This is a genomic window from Pseudarthrobacter sp. J47, from assembly GCF_049810315.1.
Lineage (GTDB): Bacteria > Actinomycetota > Actinomycetes > Actinomycetales > Micrococcaceae > Arthrobacter.
In genome coordinates this window covers 2,147,326-2,163,049 of record NZ_CP187358.1, presented here as the reverse complement: position 1 = coordinate 2,163,049, position 15,724 = coordinate 2,147,326, and the positions used below count along the sequence as shown (strand labels likewise).

At 63.3% G+C, this 15,724-nt stretch carries 16 protein-coding genes and 1 riboswitch; of the genes, 10 read left to right on the top strand and 6 right to left on the bottom strand.

Going from position 1 to position 15,724, the window contains the following annotated elements; all coding sequences use genetic code 11:
- Positions 1-27 precede the first annotated feature (27 nt).
- Entirely contained in the window at positions 28-534 is a 507-nt protein-coding gene (locus ACPJW8_RS09835) for a DUF2004 domain-containing protein (protein WP_330188441.1), read from the bottom strand.
- Positions 535-579: 45 nt separating this feature from the next.
- Positions 580-1,497, bottom strand: a complete 918-nt coding sequence (locus tag ACPJW8_RS09830) for a LysR family transcriptional regulator (protein ID WP_330188440.1) — start codon at positions 1,495-1,497, stop codon at positions 580-582.
- 304 nt (positions 1,498-1,801) lie between these two features.
- Here ACPJW8_RS09830 and nrdH point away from each other — a divergent pair, with 304 nt between their 5' ends.
- The 4 genes from nrdH (at position 1,802) to nrdF (ending at position 5,885) form a co-directional block, all read left to right on the top strand.
- A complete protein-coding gene (nrdH, locus tag ACPJW8_RS09825) occupies positions 1,802-2,047 on the top strand; it encodes a glutaredoxin-like protein NrdH (protein ID WP_330188439.1) in 246 nt (81 codons plus the stop codon).
- A 68-nt stretch (positions 2,048-2,115) separates the two neighbouring features.
- Positions 2,116-2,583: a class Ib ribonucleoside-diphosphate reductase assembly flavoprotein NrdI gene (gene nrdI, locus ACPJW8_RS09820; RefSeq protein WP_330188520.1), complete on the top strand. Its 468-nt coding sequence runs from the start codon at positions 2,116-2,118 to the stop codon at positions 2,581-2,583.
- Positions 2,584-2,630: 47 nt separating this feature from the next.
- On the top strand, positions 2,631-4,751 hold the full coding sequence (gene nrdE, locus ACPJW8_RS09815) for a class 1b ribonucleoside-diphosphate reductase subunit alpha (RefSeq protein WP_330188519.1): 2,121 nt from the start codon (positions 2,631-2,633) through the stop codon (positions 4,749-4,751).
- 159 nt (positions 4,752-4,910) lie between these two features.
- A complete protein-coding gene (gene nrdF, locus ACPJW8_RS09810; protein ID WP_330188438.1) occupies positions 4,911-5,885 on the top strand; it encodes a class 1b ribonucleoside-diphosphate reductase subunit beta in 975 nt (324 codons plus the stop codon).
- 178 nt (positions 5,886-6,063) lie between these two features.
- Here the strand turns inward: nrdF and ACPJW8_RS09805 are convergent, their stop codons facing one another.
- On the bottom strand, positions 6,064-7,470 hold the full coding sequence (locus tag ACPJW8_RS09805; protein ID WP_330188437.1) for an HNH endonuclease signature motif containing protein: 1,407 nt from the start codon (positions 7,468-7,470) through the stop codon (positions 6,064-6,066).
- Between the two features lie 291 nt (positions 7,471-7,761).
- Here ACPJW8_RS09805 and ACPJW8_RS09800 point away from each other — a divergent pair, with 291 nt between their 5' ends.
- The 3 genes from ACPJW8_RS09800 to ACPJW8_RS09790 all read left to right on the top strand — a co-directional run bounded on the left by ACPJW8_RS09800 (position 7,762) and on the right by ACPJW8_RS09790 (position 9,324).
- Positions 7,762-8,430: a biliverdin-producing heme oxygenase gene (locus tag ACPJW8_RS09800; RefSeq protein WP_330188436.1), complete on the top strand. Its 669-nt coding sequence runs from the start codon at positions 7,762-7,764 to the stop codon at positions 8,428-8,430.
- Between the two features lie 3 nt (positions 8,431-8,433).
- On the top strand, positions 8,434-8,940 hold the full coding sequence (locus ACPJW8_RS09795) for a DedA family protein (protein WP_330188435.1): 507 nt from the start codon (positions 8,434-8,436) through the stop codon (positions 8,938-8,940).
- A 66-nt stretch (positions 8,941-9,006) separates the two neighbouring features.
- Positions 9,007-9,324: a putative quinol monooxygenase gene (locus ACPJW8_RS09790; RefSeq protein WP_330188434.1), complete on the top strand. Its 318-nt coding sequence runs from the start codon at positions 9,007-9,009 to the stop codon at positions 9,322-9,324.
- Between the two features lie 9 nt (positions 9,325-9,333).
- On the opposite strand, the gene ACPJW8_RS09785 is transcribed toward ACPJW8_RS09790, so the two are convergent.
- Positions 9,334-10,617, bottom strand: coding sequence for an alpha-L-fucosidase (locus ACPJW8_RS09785; protein ID WP_425256318.1), 1,284 nt, complete (start codon positions 10,615-10,617; stop codon positions 9,334-9,336).
- A gap of 145 nt (positions 10,618-10,762) precedes the next feature.
- Between ACPJW8_RS09785 and ACPJW8_RS09780 the strand changes: the two genes are divergently transcribed.
- On the top strand, positions 10,763-11,653 hold the full coding sequence (locus ACPJW8_RS09780) for a ribonuclease Z (RefSeq protein WP_330188432.1): 891 nt from the start codon (positions 10,763-10,765) through the stop codon (positions 11,651-11,653).
- 96 nt (positions 11,654-11,749) lie between these two features.
- Here ACPJW8_RS09780 and ACPJW8_RS09775 read toward each other — a convergent pair whose 3' ends face one another.
- A complete protein-coding gene (locus ACPJW8_RS09775) occupies positions 11,750-12,571 on the bottom strand; it encodes a C40 family peptidase (protein ID WP_330188431.1) in 822 nt (273 codons plus the stop codon).
- A 3-nt stretch (positions 12,572-12,574) separates the two neighbouring features.
- Positions 12,575-12,757: riboswitch (cyclic di-AMP (ydaO/yuaA leader) on the bottom strand.
- A gap of 206 nt (positions 12,758-12,963) precedes the next feature.
- Here ACPJW8_RS09775 and ACPJW8_RS09770 point away from each other — a divergent pair.
- Positions 12,964-14,220 (top strand): lytic transglycosylase domain-containing protein, encoded by a 1,257-nt coding sequence (locus ACPJW8_RS09770; protein WP_330188430.1) that lies wholly within the window; start codon positions 12,964-12,966, stop codon positions 14,218-14,220.
- A gap of 13 nt (positions 14,221-14,233) precedes the next feature.
- Positions 14,234-14,755 (top strand): DNA alkylation repair protein, encoded by a 522-nt coding sequence (locus ACPJW8_RS09765; RefSeq protein ID WP_330188429.1) that lies wholly within the window; start codon positions 14,234-14,236, stop codon positions 14,753-14,755.
- Positions 14,756-14,760: 5 nt separating this feature from the next.
- Here ACPJW8_RS09765 and ACPJW8_RS09760 read toward each other — a convergent pair whose 3' ends face one another.
- Positions 14,761-15,654, bottom strand: coding sequence for a glucose 1-dehydrogenase (locus ACPJW8_RS09760; RefSeq protein ID WP_330188518.1), 894 nt, complete (start codon positions 15,652-15,654; stop codon positions 14,761-14,763).
- Positions 15,655-15,724: the final 70 nt, after the last annotated feature.

The following is a 15,724-nucleotide window of genomic DNA, read 5'->3' as shown; positions in this document are numbered from 1 at the left end:
CGCCCGGTGATCGAGCTCGTCGAGATCCTACGACTCCCACAGGATTTCGTCGTCAACGACGCCGTCCTGGTCTGCCGAAGCCACCAGGACCTCGTCCGTGAAGTGCTCACCGAGGGTGAAATCCATCACGAAGTAGCGTTCGGGCTGGCCGGGAAAAATCCCCACGTGGCCGAGCTTGAGTGCTTTGAGGAAAACATCGTTGGTCAGCTGGCGCTTGTCAGTGACGCCGAAAACCTTCTGCAGGTGCTCGTCCTTGATGGCGTTGCAGTGGAAGTGCAGGTACTCCTGGGGGCTGGTGCCCTCTTGTTCGAGCTCGTCCGCGATCATTTGCCGGACCTCGTCCACCAGCTCCGGGAGGTACCGGAGCCGGTAATCGACCTTGTGCATCGCGGCCTCGTCGAAGTGGTCGTGCGAGCCGATGTTCAGGTCGAGTTCCAGGGGTTGGCCGGCCAGCTCGTGTTTGGCCACGAAGTAGTGATCGCGGCCGTGGTTGAGCTCGATTTCACCGAAATGGCGGCTGGCTACCTTGTTCATGTCCTCAACATAGTCCCCGAACGCCGCGCATTCCAGCATTCCGGATTATTTCGCTGAGGTGCCCAGCGTCCCGAAGGTTTCGGCCAGCAAATCAACGAACAGCTGCACGCGGGCGGTCTTCTTTTCGTTGATCAGGAGGGCGAAAACGTTGCGGGCCAGCCGGATTTCGGGGACGTCAAGGACCACGACGTCGGCCGGCCGGTGCTGCAGCGCAAGTTCCGGTACCAGGGCCGCGCCCAGGCCCGCTGCCGCCATTTCGAGGCTGGCGTGGAAGTCATCGGAATGCGCCACCACACGCGGGTGCAGGTTGCAGCTGACGAACAGCCTTTCGATGACCGTTGCGTCCGCGCTGCCCGGATGGTGCATGATCCACGGCATCTCGGAAAGGTGGTCTGCGGCGACTTTCGCTTCAGGACGGAACCCCCAGCCGGCAGGGAGCACCACCCGGTAGTTGTCGTCCCCGATCCACTGGCGGTTGATGGTGTGCGGCCACGCCAGTCCGGTCTGGCCCACCTGGAACACCAAGGCGAGGTCAAGCTCGCCGCCGCTGCGCAGGCCCTGGATGGTCTGCCCGGGTTCGCCCACGGAAACCTTGAGGTCGATGCCCAGGTTTTTCCATGCCGGGTTCTGGAGGATGCGGGGGAGCACATAGGTGGCCAGGCTGGGGAAGATCCCCAGGCGCAGTTCCTGCCGGGCCATGTCCCCGCTGCGGGAGGCGGCGGCGAGGAGCGCGTCAATGTCAGTGAGGACCTTGCTGGCGTGCCGGATCATCACCACGGCGGCTTCGGTGGGCACCACGCTCCGCGCTGAACGCTGGAAGAGTTCGACGCCGGTATCGCGTTCCAGCGCGGACATCTGCTGGGAGACGGCAGAGGAGGTGTAGCCGAGGCGGGCGGCGGCCGCGGCGAACGAGCCCAGGCGTACCACCTCGATGAGTGTTTTCAGGTGGACGGGGTTGATCACGCGCTCCATTCTGGCATGCGCATGACGGGCGGCGACACGCCGTAGGTGGCGCGACACGCGGAGGATTAAATGTGCCTAACTACTCCACAGGGTGTGGATGGCGGCTCTCAGATTGGCGGATTCCCGGGCAATTTGAGGTGCCGTGCCTGTGGATTAAAGGTGCATAAAATGACATACTTGTAATACATCATCTAGGGGTTCCATCCGGCCGCCTGCACTACATGTAGTATCGACATACGGATTGGGCGGAGCGGAAGTGAGCTCATCCTGGAAGATCAGAAGACGTCGAAAAGGGGATGGGATCATGACCGTCACGGTTTACACGAAGCCGGCTTGTGTTCAGTGCAACGCAACGTACCGCGCGCTGGATAAGAAGGGCATTGCCTACCAGAGCGTGGACATCTCGCAGGACGCTGAAGCCCTGGACCGCCTTAAGGCCCTGGGTTACATGCAGGCTCCGGTAGTTGTGACCGATCAGGACCACTGGTCAGGATTCCGTCCGGACAAGATCGAGGAACTGGCGCAGGCTTCAGTTTCCTCCGTGGCCTAAGGCCTTTTTATCCCAATCGTCAGGCACCATTTCACACAGCTGAGGTGACTCCCGTGGCAGCACTGGCAATGGCCGGAGCGCCGGCAGGGGCGCAGCTTTCCGCAGGCCCTGAGGTCACGGAAAGCCAGCTCATCTTTTTTACTTCGTCGTCCGGGAACACCGGCCGGTTTGTCAGCAAACTCGGCCGTGACGCGGCACAGATCCCCCTTTATCCGAAGGACGCACCGCTCCTTGCCACCAGGCCCTTTGTCCTGGTGGTGCCTACTTATGGCGGAACCGGGGGAGAGGGATCGGTACCCAAGCAGGTCATCCGGTTCCTGAATAACGCGCAGAACAGGCAACTGGTCCGCGGCGTCATCGGGGCCGGCAACACCAACTTCGGGGACAACTACTGCATGGCGGCGGACATCATCGCCGCCAAATGCGGGGTTCCCCGCCTTTACCGCTTTGAACTAATGGGCACGCCAGAAGACGTGGCCCGCGTAAACCAAGGATTGGATGCGTTTTGGACACGACTGTCGCAGACACAGAAGTAACCAGGGCAACCGGCACTGACTCCAGTGCCGCCGTCGAAAAGCCCGAGATGCCCGCAGCCTACAAGGGCCTGGGGTATCACGAGCTCAACGCGATGCTGAACCTGTATGGCGCCAACGGCGAGATCCAGTTTGAGGCCGACCGCGAGGCCGCCCACCAGTACTTCCTGCAGCACGTTAACAACAACACCGTGTTCTTCCATGACCTGGAAGAGAAGCTCGACTACCTGGTGAAGAACCAGTACTACGAGCGCGAAACCCTCGACCAGTACACGATGAACTTCATCCGTGAGCTGTTCAACCGCGCGTACAAGAAGAAGTTCCGCTTCGAAACCTTCCTGGGCGCGTTCAAGTTCTACACGTCCTACACGCTGAAGACTTTTGACGGCAAGCGTTTCCTGGAGCGCTACGAGGACCGCGTCTGCATGGTCGCCCTGCACCTTGCCCGCGGCGACGAGCAGCTGGCGCTGCAGATGGTTGACGAAATCATCGAAGGCCGCTTCCAGCCCGCCACGCCCACATTCCTGAACGCCGGCAAGAAGCAGCGCGGCGAGCTGGTTTCCTGCTTCCTGCTCCGCATCGAAGACAACATGGAGTCGATCGGCCGCTCCATCAACTCTGCGCTGCAGCTGTCCAAGCGCGGCGGCGGCGTGGCGTTTGCCCTTACCAACATCCGCGAGGTGGGCGCCCCGATCAAGCAGATCGAAAACCAGTCCTCCGGCGTGATCCCCGTGATGAAGCTCCTCGAGGACAGCTTCTCCTACGCCAACCAGCTCGGTGCCCGCCAGGGTGCCGGCGCCGTGTACCTGCACGCACACCACCCGGACATCTACCGGTTCCTGGACACCAAGCGCGAGAACGCGGACGAGAAAATCCGCATCAAGACCCTCTCGCTGGGTGTTGTCATCCCGGACATCACGTTCGAGCTGGCCAAGCGGGACGAGGACATGTACCTGTTCTCCCCGTACGACGTCGAAAAGGTCTACGGCATGCCGTTCTCTGACGTCTCGGTCACCGAGAAGTACTACGAGATGGTGGACGATTCCCGGATCAAGAAGACCAAGATCAAGGCGCGTGAGTTCTTCCAGACCCTCGCCGAGATCCAGTTCGAATCCGGCTACCCGTACATCATGTTCGAGGACACCGTGAACCGGGAAAACCCGATTGACGGCAAGATCATCATGTCCAACCTGTGCTCGGAAATCCTCCAGGTTTCCCAGCCCACCACGTACAACGATGACCTCTCCTACGCTGATACGGGCAAGGACATCTCCTGCAACCTTGGCTCACTGAACATCGCCAAGACCATGGACAGCCCGGACTTCGGCCTGACCATCGAGACGGCCATCCGGTCACTGTCCGCAGTGTCCGACATGTCCAACATCACCTCGGTGCCGTCCATCGCCAAGGGCAACGACCAGAGCCATGCCATTGGCCTGGGCCAGATGAACCTGCACGGCTACCTGGCACGTGAACGGGTCCACTACGGTTCCGAAGAGGGCCTGGACTTCACCAACATCTACTTCTACTCGGTGGTGTTCCACGCCATCCGCGCCTCCAACAAGCTGGCCATCCAGACCGGCCAGACCTTTGGTGGCTTCGAGAAGTCCAAGTACGCGTCGGGTGAGTTCTTCGATAAGTACACGGAGCAGGAATGGGTCCCGCAGACCGAGAAGGTCAAGGAACTGTTCAAGAACATCCACATCCCCACCCAGGATGACTGGTGCGAGCTGAAGGCTTCCGTCATGGAGCACGGCATCTACAACCAGAACCTGCAGGCTGTTCCGCCCACGGGCTCGATCTCCTACATCAACAACTCCACCTCCTCGATCCACCCGGTGGCGTCCAAGATTGAGATCCGCAAGGAAGGCAAGCTGGGCCGCGTGTACTACCCGGCGCCGTACCTCACCAACGACAACCTGGAGTACTACCAGGACGCGTACGAGATCGGCTACGAGAAGGTCATCGATACCTACGCTGCCGCTACCCAGCACGTGGACCAGGGCCTGTCCCTGACGCTGTTCTTCAAGGACACGGCCACCACGCGCGACATCAACAAGGCCCAGATCTACGCCTGGAAAAAGGGCATCAAGACCATCTACTACATCCGTCTCCGCCAGCTCGCGCTGGAAGGGACTGAGGTGGAGGGCTGCGTCAGCTGCATGCTTTAAGCTTCAACTAAAGCATGATTGTACGACGGCGGGTACCCGCCCGCCGTCGTACGCTCGTAGTAGGGCTTAACGGTGGTCGAGCCTGTCGAGACCTACGCTTAAACCGGTGGTCGAGCTTGTCGAGACCCCGTACAGATATTTCAGAGAGAGAAGGACGCGATGACCGAGAAGGTCAAGCTGCTCAGCCACGTCGAGGCGATCAACTGGAACCGCATCCAGGATGACAAGGATGTGGATGTATGGAACCGCCTCGTCAACAACTTCTGGCTGCCGGAGAAGGTGCCGCTGTCCAACGACGTCCAGTCGTGGGCAACGCTGACCCCTGACGAGCAGCAGCTCACCATGCGTGTCTTCACCGGACTCACCCTGCTGGACACCATCCAGGGCACTGTGGGTGCCGTCTCCCTGATTCCGGATGCGCTGACGCCGCACGAGGAAGCCGTGTACACGAACATTGCGTTCATGGAGTCGGTGCACGCCAAGAGCTACTCGTCGATCTTCTCCACACTGGCTTCCACGAAGGAAATCGACGAGGCCTTCCGTTGGTCCACTGAAAACGTGAACCTTCAGAAGAAGGCCCAGATCGTCATGGACTACTACCAGGGCGACGATCCCCTGAAGCGCAAGGTTGCCTCCACGCTGCTGGAGAGCTTCCTGTTCTACTCGGGCTTCTACCTGCCCATGTACTGGTCCTCGCGGGCCAAGCTGACGAACACGGCCGACCTGATCCGCCTGATCATCCGCGACGAGGCCGTCCATGGTTACTACATCGGCTACAAGTTCCAGAAGGGCCTGGAGAAAGTCTCTGAGGAGAAGCGCCAGGAAATCAAGGACTACACGTTCGAGCTGCTCTTCGAACTCTACGAAAACGAAGTCCAGTACACGCACGATCTTTACGATTCCGTTGGCCTGGCCGAGGACGTCAAGAAATTCCTGCACTACAACGCCAACAAGGCCCTGATGAACCTGGGCTACGAAGCGATGTTCCCGGCCTCCGTCACCGATGTGAACCCGGCCATCCTTTCGGCGCTGTCCCCGAATGCTGACGAGAACCACGACTTCTTCTCCGGGTCCGGTTCCTCGTACGTGATCGGCAAGGCCGTCAACACCGAAGACGAGGACTGGGACTTCTAGTTCACCAGCCGACCTCAGCCGTATAGAAGAAGAGGGACTCCGCACGTTTTTCGTGCGGAGTCCCTCTTGTCATTCCGGATCCTTTTGTTCCTGCGGGCTGATGGGACCGGCCAAACGCAGGCGCGCATGATGGCAGGACAACAAATGTCGGGTGTCGGGCGGGTACGGCGCGGTGGCGCTACCCGGGTAAGGACCTCAGGAACCGGACCAAGGATTCTTCGCCCACGGACTGGGGAAGGAAATCGACGGTTCCATGTCCGGTCAGGGAGGGCGGCCATCGTGGTGGTTCCCAGTCCTGGTGTTCGCTGCGGTATTTCCGCCCGGATGGTGAAATCCAGCCGGGTGGCTCGTTTTTGGTGGCGGGCGTTGGACCCCAGCCGCTGGTGTGCCTCAGCCGGTGATGTTTAGGGCAAGGCTGTCCAAGGTTGGTGATTCCAGTGGTCCCTCCGTGGTGCCAGGACAGGAGGTGATCTGCTTCGTTGTCCAAAGAATGGTTGCTGCATCCCGGGAAAGGACATTTGCCGTCCCGCAACCGGAGCCAACGCCGCATGGCCTTGGTGAGCCGGTAACTGGTGCGGCCGATTTCCAGTGGGGCGCCGTCCCTCGGGTCAACCAGGACCCGGTGGAAGGTGTCCGCGCCGTCAGCAACAAGTTTCCGTGCCAGGGAAGCCGGGATGGGGCCATAACCGTCGAGCATTGCCGGCTCGTCGGTGACCCCGAGGAGGGCGAAGACAGGAACGGTGACCAGGACCTCGGCCCGGGGAGTAGGGACGTCGGCAAGTCCCAGGGTGCCCAAGGGTGCGGTCCCGCCGTCGTCCGTTCCGTTGGATCCGCCGCTGCCCCCGCGGGTGGTGCCTGCGCCGTTACTGCAGCCATTGCAGTCCCTGCCGCCCCGGAGGGCCGTGGCGGCGAAGAGGTCAGCCCGAAGCTGGGTGAGCGTGCGCTCCTCGTGGGGTCCCTGGAGGCCACGGGCAAGGGCGGTGTAGCGGTTCCAGATGGCGTCAGCCTGGTGTGCGGGCAGGTAGGCCGACAAGCGCGCCATGCCGTCCTGCTCCGGGGTGAACTCCAGGCATCTGTCTGCGGCGCTCTTCGTGTGCCGTTGTTCAATGCTGTCCGGGTGGTTGCGTTCACGCCAGACCCTTGCTTTCCGCCGGAACCGGTAGGCGGGCATCTCACCGGCGGGACAGCCCCGGGCAGGCAGGGGCGTGTCCGGGTCGAGGAAGTGGTCCTCCAGGGCGGTGGCAGCTGCAGAGTTGAGGGTGGCGGTCTCGTCCATCATGACCCGGGCATGCTGCCATGACACTGCCCCGGCTTTGAGGGCTTGCATGGTCCGGGGGAGGGAAGTTGTGAGGGCGTGTGCCTGCGCAACAAGGGCGCCCGCGGACCGGTCGCCGATGGACAGCAGGCAACCGAGCTCTGCGGCAATGGCCATTTCCTGTGCCTGCACTGGCATGTCCGGGGGAGCGATAGCCCGTGCGGAGTCAGCGTAGCGGGCGACGGCCTCGGCTTTCAGGGCGGCGAGCCGGGCCTCCGTGCGGGCCAAACCTGCCAGGATGTCCAGGCATTCACCAGCGGTGTCAGCCAACGGGTCGTTGCCCGACGGGGTTCCGCACGGATCCGCCCACCCCAGCGCGCAGCACGGCAAGGGCGGCGTCGATCGCCTCGAATGCCCCTGCTACCGCTTCGCTTGCCATGCACTGATTATGGAAGGGGGGTCTGACATTTTGAGGGAGCTGAAGTGGTAGCCGTCAATGTTGCAAACACTCTTGCAACATTGGCGCTGAACTCCCAAGCCCAAGACTGGCCACAATAGTTAGGGTAGGCTAAGTACCTGTCCGGGGGCTTGGGATGCTGCCGGTTAACGGCGAGGAGCGTCATGAGCATGTCCCTGTCTGAACTGCTGAAAGAATCCACTGCGTCGGCGCATGAGCAAGCGGAATCGTCGTCGTTCGTTGGAGAGCTGCTGGATGGCCGGCTCAATGCTGGTGCCGTGGCCGCACTCACGGCGCAGCTCTACCTTGTCTACCGGGACATGGAAGCCGTCGCGAAGGCCCACTATTCCAGCCACCGGCTTCTGGGCGGCTTCCTGGATCCTGCGCTGGAACGCACCGGCGCCCTTGAGGCCGACATGGCCTACCACTACGGCGCGGACTGGCGGCTTAAGCTGGATTCCGGGGATGTACGGATCGTCCCTGCCACCCGAACCTACGCCGGCGCCATCCGGGACGGCCACAGCGCCGAATTGCTCCTCGCCAACCACTACGTCCGGCTCCTGGGGGACCTTTCCGGCGGGCAGATCATCTACCGCATGGTCCAGCGCCATTACGGAATACCCGACGCCGGGCTGAACTTCTACCTGTTTCCCGCCATTGAAAAGATCAAGCCATACAAGGACGCGTACAAGGAACGCCTCGACTCCCTGCCCCTGGATGATGCGGGCCGGCATGCCGTCGTCGCGCATGCTCAGAAGATTTTCGGCTACAACGGCGCCATGTTCACGGACCTTTACGCTGGCATCGGCAGCGGGAAGCAAGGCGTGAGCTGAGCAATGGATGCTTTCCTTGACCTGCCCTTCGGGCTGGCCTTTGCAGCACTTTTCGCCATCGTCATGATCCGGGTCAACGTGACCTACTGGATCGGCCGCGGCGCGGCAGCAGGCGTGGAGCGGACACGGCTTTCAACGGCGCTTGTCCGTCCCAAAGCAGTCAAGGCACAGGCGTTGATCCGGCGCTGGGGACCGTACGGCGTTGTTCTTTCGTTCCTGACCATCGGATTACAGACGGCGGTGAACCTCGCCGCCGGTGCCGCAAAGATGCCGCTGCGACGCTACCTTCCGGCAGCTGTTGCCGGTTCCGTTGTATGGGCCCTGCTGTACGCGACGGTTGGGCTGGCGGCCATTGAGGGGTGGCTGGCTGTTGCCGCAGCCTCGCCCGTGGCAGCGTTCGCCGTCGCCGCGGCAGGGGTCTGCGCCCTCGTGTGGATCCTGACGGCACGCCGTAGCCGTAGGGCGCTTCCTGCATCGGTAGATACGGTTGATAGCAGACGCGGCAGTTGATCCCGCGGGTGCCCGCCCGCTGCGGATGCCGTCGTCGTACATTTTTGATCTGGAAAAGGACTGACATTGATCTTCATCACCGCCAAATTCCCCGTCAAGCCCGAGCATGCAGATAACTGGCATGAAATTTCACGGGACTTCACCGAGGCCACCAACGCTGAAGAAGGCTGCGTGTTCTTCGAATGGTCCCGTTCGCTCGAGGAGCCGAACACCTACGTGCTGATCGAAGCCTTCCGCGATGATGAAGCAGGCGGCACGCACGTCCAGTCCGCCCACTTCCAGGAAGCCACCCGGACGCTGCCGGCCTACCTCTCGGAGACGCCGGACATCATCAACGTCAAGGTGGACGGATGGTCGAAGCTGGGGGAGATGGCCGTCAGCTAGGCCAGGCACTCAGGCGGTCAGGAAAAGCTCGACGACGGGCACCAGTGTGTCCGGGCGCTGTACGGGGAGCTCCAGGGTGAGCGTGCCTGCCGGAAGGCCGCCCATTTGGGTGTTGTGGGCGGTCCGGTCCGGATCGTTTTCAAGGATGGCTATTTCTGAAGCATCCAGCATGAGCTGGGCGTAGTCCACCAGGCCTGCAAGGCCCGGGAGATGGACGTGCAGGTATGGCCAGTCGAACAGGTGCAGGTAAAGGCGGTTGCCCCGCTGGGTGAGCCGTGTTCCGGTGGGCGCTTCGAACGCGGAAGGCCCGGCCCCGCGGATGGAACGCTGGTGGTCTGCCATCCACGTTCCCACCGAGCGGAGGATTTCCCGCGCCTGCGGTTCGATATCGCCGCGTCCGGTTGGCCCGACATTCAGGATCAGGTTGCCGTTCTTGGAAACGCCGTCCACCAGCATCTTCACCACGGTCTCCGCGGACTTGAAATCCTGGTTGTCCCGGTCATATCCCCAGCTGCCGTTCAGCGTCTGGCAGGCCTCCCACACCACCGGCTTCCCGTCCAGTTCCATCGGCTTGAGCGGCTGGTACTGCTCAGGGGTGACGTAGTCGCCCGGGATCCCCAGCCGGTCATTGACCAGCGTTCCGGGAGACAGCCGGCGCACCATGCCCAGCAGCTCCTGCGAACCCCAATCGGCGGCGCCCTTGCCACCCCAATACAGGCCCTCGTAGGAAAAGTCGAAGAACAGCAGGTCCACGGGACCATAGGTAGTCAGCAGCTCTTCAACCTGCCCATGAAGGTATTCGCGGTACCGGGCGATGTCCCGGCCGGCCTCGCGCGCCTTGAACTCTTCGTCGTCGCGTTGGGGATGCACACCGTCCACGGGAAAGTCCGGGTGGTGCCAGTCCAGGAGGGAGTAGTACAGGCCCACCTTGAGCCCTTCAGTCCGGGCGGCGTCCACAAACAGGCCCACCGCGTCCGCGCCGAACGGCGTATTGGTGATCTTGTAGTCAGTCAGGGCCGTGTCCCACAGGCAAAAACCGTCGTGGTGCTTGGCCGTGAGCACCACATACTTCATGCCCGCCTCCCGGGCGCTCCGTGCCCAGTCCTGCGGGGCATACCGGTCCGGGGCAAAGTGCGTGAAGTACTTCAGGTACTGCTCATCACTGAGGCGCTCTCGGTTCTTGAGCCATTCATGCCTGGCTCCGAGGGAGTACAGGCCCCAGTGGACGAACATCCCGAAGCGGTCATGGACAAACCATGATGGATCGGGGGATGCGGACACGCCGTCTGTCATGGGTACTCCAGGTTCGCGGTTTTGCCACTGGTGTTGCACGGAAGCCCATGCAACACCAAGAACGCTAGGGGATGCCCCGCCCGGCGTCCACTGTCTACCCCGTGCCAGGGCGCCGTAGCCGGAGCATCATGGCAGACTCGGTGGCATGCGTGAACTTGTTGTCCTCGGCACCGCATCCCAGGTTCCAACCCGGACACGGAACCACAACGGCTACCTCCTGCGCTGGGACGGCGAGGGCCTGCTCTTTGATCCCGGCGAGGGCACACAACGGCAGATGACGTACGCGGGTGTCTCGGCCAGCCAGGTCACCCGCATCTGCCTGACCCACGTCCATGGTGACCATTGCTTCGGGCTGCCGGGCGTTCTTTCGCGCATGGTGCTCGACGGCGTCACCCACCCCGTGCACCTGCACTATCCGGCGTCGGGGGAAGACACTGTCCGTGCCCTGGTTTCGCTGGCGACCCCCGGCCTGGACCTGCGGCTTCATCCGCACGGATCGGCAGGGGAGATCGCCCCCGGCCTGGAGGTCAGGCCACTGAAACACCGCATCGAAACGTACGGCTACCGGCTCACGGAGCCGGCGGGCCGGAGCCTGCTCCCGGATCGGCTAGCGGCCGCCGGCATTGCGGGACCTGACGTGGGACGCCTGCAACGCGAGGGCTCCCTTGCGGGCGTCCGGTTGGAAGATGTCAGCGTCCCCAGGCCCGGCCAAAGCTTCGCGCTGGTGATGGATACCGCCGAATGCGACGGCGCAGCCGGACTTGCCGAGGGCGTTGACGTCCTGGTGGCGGAATCCACCTTCAGTGACGACGATGCCGCGCTCGCCGCTGAATACCTCCACCTCACTGCCGGGCAGGCAGGGAAGCTCGCCGCCGTTGCAGGGGCGGGCACGCTGGTGCTGACGCACTTTTCGTCGCGGTACGGAGAAGATGTTTCGATGTTGGCCGCCCAGGCGGCGGCGCAGGCCGGAGGCACGACTGTGCATGCGGCGCTGGACCTGGACCGGATCGGACTTCCCAGGCGCCGGGGCCGCTAGCCCAACGGAAGCGCATCAGCCTTAAATGAAACCGGCCCCCGTCCTCGCCACCAGTGCGGCGGAAGGACGGGAGCCGGCTACAGCCTGCGCTACAACTTACGCAACGCGGACGAAGGATGCTCCGCCGAGCCAGCTGATGGAGTGGACTTCGGTCTTGTAACCGTCCACGCCTCCGCTGACGACCATGCCGTCGCCGGCGTAGATGCCAACGTGTCCGGCAGTGATGACCAGGTCACCGGGGGCCGGGCTGCTGACAACGGTGCCGTATGCGTAGAAGCCGCCGGGAGCGATGTCCCCAACGCTCTTGCCGACGGACCGGAGGGCCTTCTCGACCATCGCGGTGCAGTCCTGGGAAACACCCAGCTGGCTGTAGGCCGAAGCCAACAGTGCTGCGCCGGTTCCGGTGCCCGTGGGTGCCACCGTGGAGGACATCGCGGTCAGGTTCACCGGCGAAGTGGCCGGAGCCGGTGCCGGAGCTGCTGCGGCCGGTGCGGGGGCAGGGGCAGCAGCGTAACCGGCGCCCGGGATCTGGATCTGGTCGCCGGGGTAAATGATCGAAGCCATCCCCAGGCCGTTTGCAGCCAGAACATCGGCCAGGCTCACACCATACGCCGCGGAGATCGCGCCGAGGGTGTCACCGGAAACAACCGTGTGGACGTTGGCTGATGCAGCAGCCGGTGCCGCGGCAGGAGCTGCGGCCGTTGCCTGGACGGCGCCGGAGCCGGAAGAATCCGAGCTGTTGACGCCTGCCTGGGCGGGGGCGCCGATGCCGAAGACCAGGCCGGAGGCCGCAGCAACGGCCAGGGCCGGGCGGCCTACGGTGAGGGCGTGTGACTTAGCCGAGTGGCTGAGGCCTGCAAGGGCGATTGAGCCGGCAGGGGTTGCCCGGTGGCGGGCGGTGGTTGCGTTTTTTGACACGGTTGATTGCCTCTCCCATGCCTGCGGGGTGAGCTGTCGGGTTCGGGTAGGAGATACCCGGCCGGTGCTGTCCTGGACAGCGTTACCGGCTTAACCCCAAGGCCCCGTAATGAGGCCGCGGAAACGTGGTTCCCCCGTCCCTGCCATGAAAAAACGATGGGGTCCCGGATCCAGCGGCAGGGCTCGGCATACTGGCGGGAATGTCCCGGGTTGGGCGGGACACCCAACGACGATACCTTCTTCTCGGCCCAAATGTCACATTCTGATAACGAGCTGGGAGTTTCCGGCGAGTCGTACAGGTAGGCTGGGGGACTATGCCCCGTTTTGCTTTCAGAGTCAAACGCCCCGTTGTCGCGGGCCTCCTTGCGATATCCCTTGCAGGGTGTTTCGCATTGCCTGCCGCCAACGCCTCTGATGACGCGCCGCCCAGCGGCTACCCCAGCTGGCAGGACGTTGAAAACGCCAAGCAAAGCGAGTCCGCCAAGGCTTCGGAAATTGCCACCATCACCGGGCTGCTGGACGGTCTCCAGTCCCGTTCCGAAGAGCTCGGCGACGTTGCCGTTGCCTCTGCTGCCGAATACGCAGTGGCCAAAGGCGCCCTCGACGCGGCCAGCGCGCGACTTGACAGGATCACTGCCCAGTCGGCCAAGGTCAACAGCGAGCTCACCCGCTACAAAAAGGAGATCGGTGCCCTGGCCGCCGAGTCCTATAAAACCGGCGGCACCAACATGGGCCTCTTCGTCGCCATGGACGCCGTACGGACGGACAGCGTCCATGGGCTGAATATCGTGCAGGTGGTGGGCGATAAGACAGCTGCCCTCGTGGCCAAGGCGGCGGCGGCGGAAAAGGCCGCAAACGCCCAGGCCGCTCAGGAACGCGTGGCCAAAGCCGAGCGCGAGCAGCTGGCGGCCGCATCGAAATCCACGCTTGACGACGCCGTTGCAGCCCAGGCGGCCGTTGCGGCCCATCTTGCGGAGCAGCAGAAGCACGGAACCGAACTCACTGCCCAGCTGGCCTCGCTCAAGGGAACCACTGCGGCGGTCGAATCTGAATTCCGTCATGGCCAGGTGGCCATCGCAGCCTATGAATCTGCCCAAGCGGCAAAGCGGGCAGCCGCGGAAGAGCGGGCCCGCAGGGATGCCGCCGCCGCAGCGCAGGCTGCTGCCGAAGCCGCCAGGCGCCCTGCTGTCCAGGCTCCCGCCCCACCCGCACCGGCGGCACCCGCCCAACCTGCCGCCGTCGTACCTGCTCCGCAACCGCCTGCACCGGCGCCGGCACCTGCTCCGGTGACGCCGCCTCCGGCTCCCCCCGTTGTCCCTGTGGTTCCGGGCGGGGCAGTCAATAATCCTGCCGGTGCCCAGGCGTATGCGTCCTCGAGGCTGGGTGCCTTCGGCTGGGGCCAGGATCAGTTCCAGTGCCTGGTCAATCTCTGGAACAAGGAGTCCAACTGGTTGACCACCGCCACCAATCCTTACTCCGGTGCGTACGGAATTGCGCAGTCACTGCCCGCCAGCAAGTACGCCAGTGCCGGCAGCGACTGGCTCACCAACTACCGGACCCAGGTGGAATGGGGCCTGTCCTACATCGATGCCCGCTATGGTTCACCCTGCGGTGCATGGGCCCATTCGGTGGCCGTGAACTGGTACTGATCCGGTTCCTGCCATGACGGGGATGGTGGAACAGGCCACGGAATTCATTAACCGCACTCTGGAGAATGAGGGCGCGTGGTACAGGGCGGACGACGTCGAAGCCCGGCTGGGCGGTGCCCTCGCCTCCTACGGCTCTTCCGTGGGTGCCGTCCGCGGTACGGTGCGCGACGCCCTGAACAAGTTCAGGGACCTGGACCATGACGGCGTCACCATGCTGGCATCAGCCCTGTGGGGCCGCCCCCGGCCAGGAAGCAGGCCCGTTTTCGAAAGACGACTGGCCGCCGTTGTACTTCTCCAGGCCCGCGTGGGGTTGCTGCTTCACACGGACCTGACGCGGATCGAGGGATTCCTGCGTTCGGCCGAAACCCCCGAACTGGCGGGACCGCTGGTCAAGGACGTAGTGATCCCGCTGCTGGCCCGGCTGGATGGAACGCGCCGGCACAAGGCGGACGTTGTTATTGGCCGATGGAAGCAGGACCCGGATCCGCGGCTCCGCGAAGCCGCGGCCCGGGTCTCCGAACAGCCTGCGGGGTAACAGGCTCAGGGTGTGGGGTTGCCGCCGTTGACGTTCAGCGTTTCGCCCACCACATAGCTCGATTCCGGCGATGCGAGGAAAACGTACGCCGGAGCGAGCTCGGCGGGTTGGCCCGCGCGGCCCAGGGGAGTGGACTTCCCGAAGTCCGGCAGCTTCTCTTTCGGCTGGCCGCTGCTGACCTGCAGCGGAGTCCAGATGGGCCCGGGAGCCACCGCGTTGACCCTGATTCCCTTCGGGGCCAGCTGCTGGGCCAGGCCCTTGGTGAAGTTGTTGATGCCGGCCTTGGTGGTTGCGTAGTCCAACAGTGTGGGGGACGGGTTGTAGGCCTGGATCGACGTCGTATTGATGATGGTTGACCCTTCCGGCATGTGCTTCAGGGCTTCCCTGGTCAACCAGAACATGGCGTACACATTCGTCTTCAGGGTGTGGTCGAACTGTTCATCGGTGATGTCCGCGATGTCTTCCTGGGCCACCTGCTTGCCGGCGTTGTTCACCAGGATGTCCACGCCGCCCAGCACGGCAACCGCGGTGTCCACCAGTTCCCGGCAGGTATCGGCATCCTTCAGGTCCCCCGGAACCTTCACTGCCTTACGGCCGGCTGCCTCGATGATTCCGGCAATCCGGGCGGCATCTTCTTCCTCTTCAGGCAGGTAGGACATCACGACGTCGGCGCCTTCCCGTGCGAAGGCAATGGCGGTGGCTGCACCGATGCCCGAGTCGGCCCCGGTCACGATCGCTTTGCGCCCCTCAAGGCGTCCGGTCCCACGGTACGTTTCCTCGCCCAGGTCTGCCTTGGGCGTCAGCTCGGCATCCAGGCCCGGCTCCGGCTGGTGCTGCTTGGGAGGGGAGATCTCAGGGTAGGCGGTAACAGGGTTCCGGAAGGTGTACTGGTCCGTCATGGTCGCTCCTCTTGAGTCGTTGAACATCAGCAGGCGCATAATGCTAAGCATGCTTAGGGTTATAGCCTAG